A 2946-nucleotide genomic window follows, 5' to 3' on the forward strand; every position below is an offset into this window, starting at 1 on the left:
AGCCGATGAAGCGCGTGATTTAATGAATGGCTTGATCGATTTAATATATAGAAATATGCCTAAAATTCAAGAAGGTCGATTTAATATAGAGATTAAGCCAGATGGCAGTCCGGTTACTCAATCTGATGTATATGTTGAAAACCTGGTTAAACATTATGTTGAAGAAAAGTTGCCGGATGTAACGTTTGTCGGCGAAGAAAATTTTAGTGAGCTAATCTCAACCGTACCCGAAGGGTATTATGCAATTCTCGATCCTATTGATGGCACAGAGAACTTCTGTTCAGGCCTAAAAGAGTGGGGCGTATCTTTTACGCTTTGGTATGGTAATCAGCACTTAGGTAGTTTGTTGTTTCTCCCTGAACTAGGCGAACACCTTATGACAGGTGACATGTTAACGCCTATTCATTCTAGGATTCGTGGTTTTTCGTCTTCTATGTGTGATGAAATCCTCGAAGGCATGCGCTCTACTCAAGAAAGCCGCCTTATGGGATGTGCTGTTTATAACCTCTATAACGTGATCAGAGGAAGTTTCGCACGCTTCACCAACCCCCGGGGTGCCTATAGCTGGGATTTACTTCCTGGCCTGATGTTGGCACGTGAACATAATTGTGACATTGAAGTAGAAGGAAAGCCGTACCATGGAGAATTTCTCGAACCTGGTAGAAAATATCGCGTCGACATTCGCCACCGATACGATCTTCATACTCGGTAAAGGTGCCTCTGTTGATCGCATTCACCCCAGCCTACTGGCAAACTCATTAGTTATTGGCCTGAATGATGCTGAGCGCATCGCCCCCTGCGATATTTCTATCTTTCATGATGAATGGGTAATCGATGGCTTGAAAGCCAGCGGTTGGCGTTCGCGTTTGTACATTACTTCAACAGACATTGAACCGCCGAAAGGTGAGGTATTCAAGGCACGTTTTGTGCCTGCCGCCCAGGAAGGCGTTGATGTAATGCTCAGCCGCTTGGTAATGGAAAAGCCAGAGCAAGACTTTGTTATTGAAGAGGTATTGTTTCTATCTGCCATCAGGTTAGCGCGAGTTATCGCTAAAGGGCGTAACCGTAAGCAAACCGTTTATATGCTGGGTTTTGATTTTGCCGTTGATCAAGGCTATGCCCATGCCATTGATTATGACTATTCCCCTGCAGATGCCAGTGGGCGTGCAGCTCGTATTAGCCCTCAAGAACACTACTTTGTTAATGCGCTTTACATGCTGCGTGATAGTGAAGTTGATGTTCAGCATGTTGGGGACAGAGCTTTCTCAACGCTGACACCAGAAGAACTGAATACACGCTTTCTTCCTGGGCTGGATAAGCGACTGGTTCCGAACGAGGATCGTGTTTTAATCACTGCCGAGTTAACGACCAATCATTTCGGTGATCGTCATCGCCTAGAGCGTATGGTACGTGCTGCTCATGCAGCGGGCGCTGATTTAATAAAAGTTCAGAAGCGTGATGTCGAAACCTTTTATTCAAAGGAACAGCTAGATGCTAAATACGTCTCACCTTTTGGGAATACCTTCCGAGATTACCGGTTAGCATTAGAGCTGGACAGGGATGACTTCGAGTTTCTAGATGACTTGTGTTCTAAGCTAGGCATTCGTTGGTTTGCTTCAGTGCTAGACGAGCCCTCATTCCGCTTTATACAACAGTTCGGCCCAGAGCTGATTAAACTACCTTCAACGATTTCTGAGCACACTGATTACCTGGCAACGGTAGCGCGAGAATATAAGCGTGGCATTGTGCTTTCTACCGGTATGACCGACCTACACTATGAAAAATGGGTGCTGGAGACGTTTACGAGCTGCGATAAGTTATACCTAATGCAGTGTAACTCTGCCTACCCAACCCCAACACATGATTGTAATGTTGGTGTTATCCGCCATTATCGTGATCTTTCTAAACAGCATCCATACGTAGTGCCTGGCTATTCAAGCCACGATTTTGGTTCAATGGCTTCTGCCATGGCGGTGGCAGCCGGTGCTCGTATAGTGGAAAAGCATGTAAAGCTTGGCAATACCGAATGGGCGCACTTTGATGCGGTGGCGTTGGATCTAACAACTTCAGAATTTGTTGATTACGTGGCTGCTGTGCGGGAAGCTGAAGTCCTTGTTGGCTCAGAAGAAAAAGAAATTAACGATAGCGAGCATCATAAGTATTTTCGTAGAGGTTAAATATGTCAGAATCGATTGTGGCGTTGATACCTGCGCGTGCAGGCAGTGAACGGGTTAAGAATAAAAATACACGGCCCTTTGCTGAATTCAAAAACGGATTGCTAGAGCTGAAGCTGCGTCAGCTTGTTAAGGTGAAAGAAATTAGCAAGATCATCGTTTCTACTAACGATCCGATAGTAAGCGCTTATGCAACCCATTTTGGTCAAAGTGTTGATGGTCGTGTAAAAGTAATTGAGCGTCCTGATGAGCTTGGCCGTTCCTCTACCCCAATGAGTGCTTTCATCCATTACGCAGCTAGCTTGGAAGATAGTGGGACTATGTTGATGACCCATGTCACTCATCCTTTCATTACTTCGTCAGTCTTTTCTGAGCTGATATCTGCTTGGCATGCTGCCAAAGAAAAAGGCCACGATAGTCTTGTTACTGTCACTAAATTACATAAATTTATTTGGGACGAAAATGGGCCCTATAATTACGACAATAGTGTGGAGAAGTGGCCGAGAAGCCAAGACATAAAACCGCTTTTTGAAATAAATCATGCGGCTTACTTTATGCCATTTTCTAGGATGCGTGAAGTGGGCGATCGAATTGGTAATAACCCCGACTTATACGAGATTCCTGAAAGTATTGCTATGGATATTGACTGGGAAGACCAGTTTAAGCTTCTAGAAGATATTGCAGCTGCAAGGTTAAGTCGCGGCATTGACTTGCTATGATGCCTGAATTCATAGAATAACTGCAGCACTTTGGATCATACGGTAGAGGCAGG

3 protein-coding genes are annotated in these 2946 nt (G+C 44.8%); all 3 read left to right on the plus strand.

From position 1 onward, the window contains the following. Positions 1 to 712: inositol monophosphatase family protein (locus INT22_RS10665; protein WP_193068203.1), on the plus strand; the 712-nt coding region annotated here is incomplete at its 5' end. Continuing rightward, on the plus strand, positions 639 to 2177 hold the full coding sequence (locus INT22_RS10670; protein WP_193068204.1) for an N-acetylneuraminate synthase family protein: 1539 nt from the start codon (positions 639 to 641) through the stop codon (positions 2175 to 2177). The genes INT22_RS10665 and INT22_RS10670, both read left to right, overlap by 74 nt. A 2-nt stretch (positions 2178 to 2179) precedes the next feature. Further along, positions 2180 to 2893, plus strand: coding sequence for an acylneuraminate cytidylyltransferase family protein (locus tag INT22_RS10675; protein WP_193068205.1), 714 nt, complete (start codon positions 2180 to 2182; stop codon positions 2891 to 2893). The last annotated feature ends 53 nt before the right edge of the window (positions 2894 to 2946 follow it).

This window comes from Halomonas sp. 3D7M (genome assembly GCF_014897885.1).
Lineage (GTDB): Bacteria > Pseudomonadota > Gammaproteobacteria > Pseudomonadales > Halomonadaceae > Vreelandella.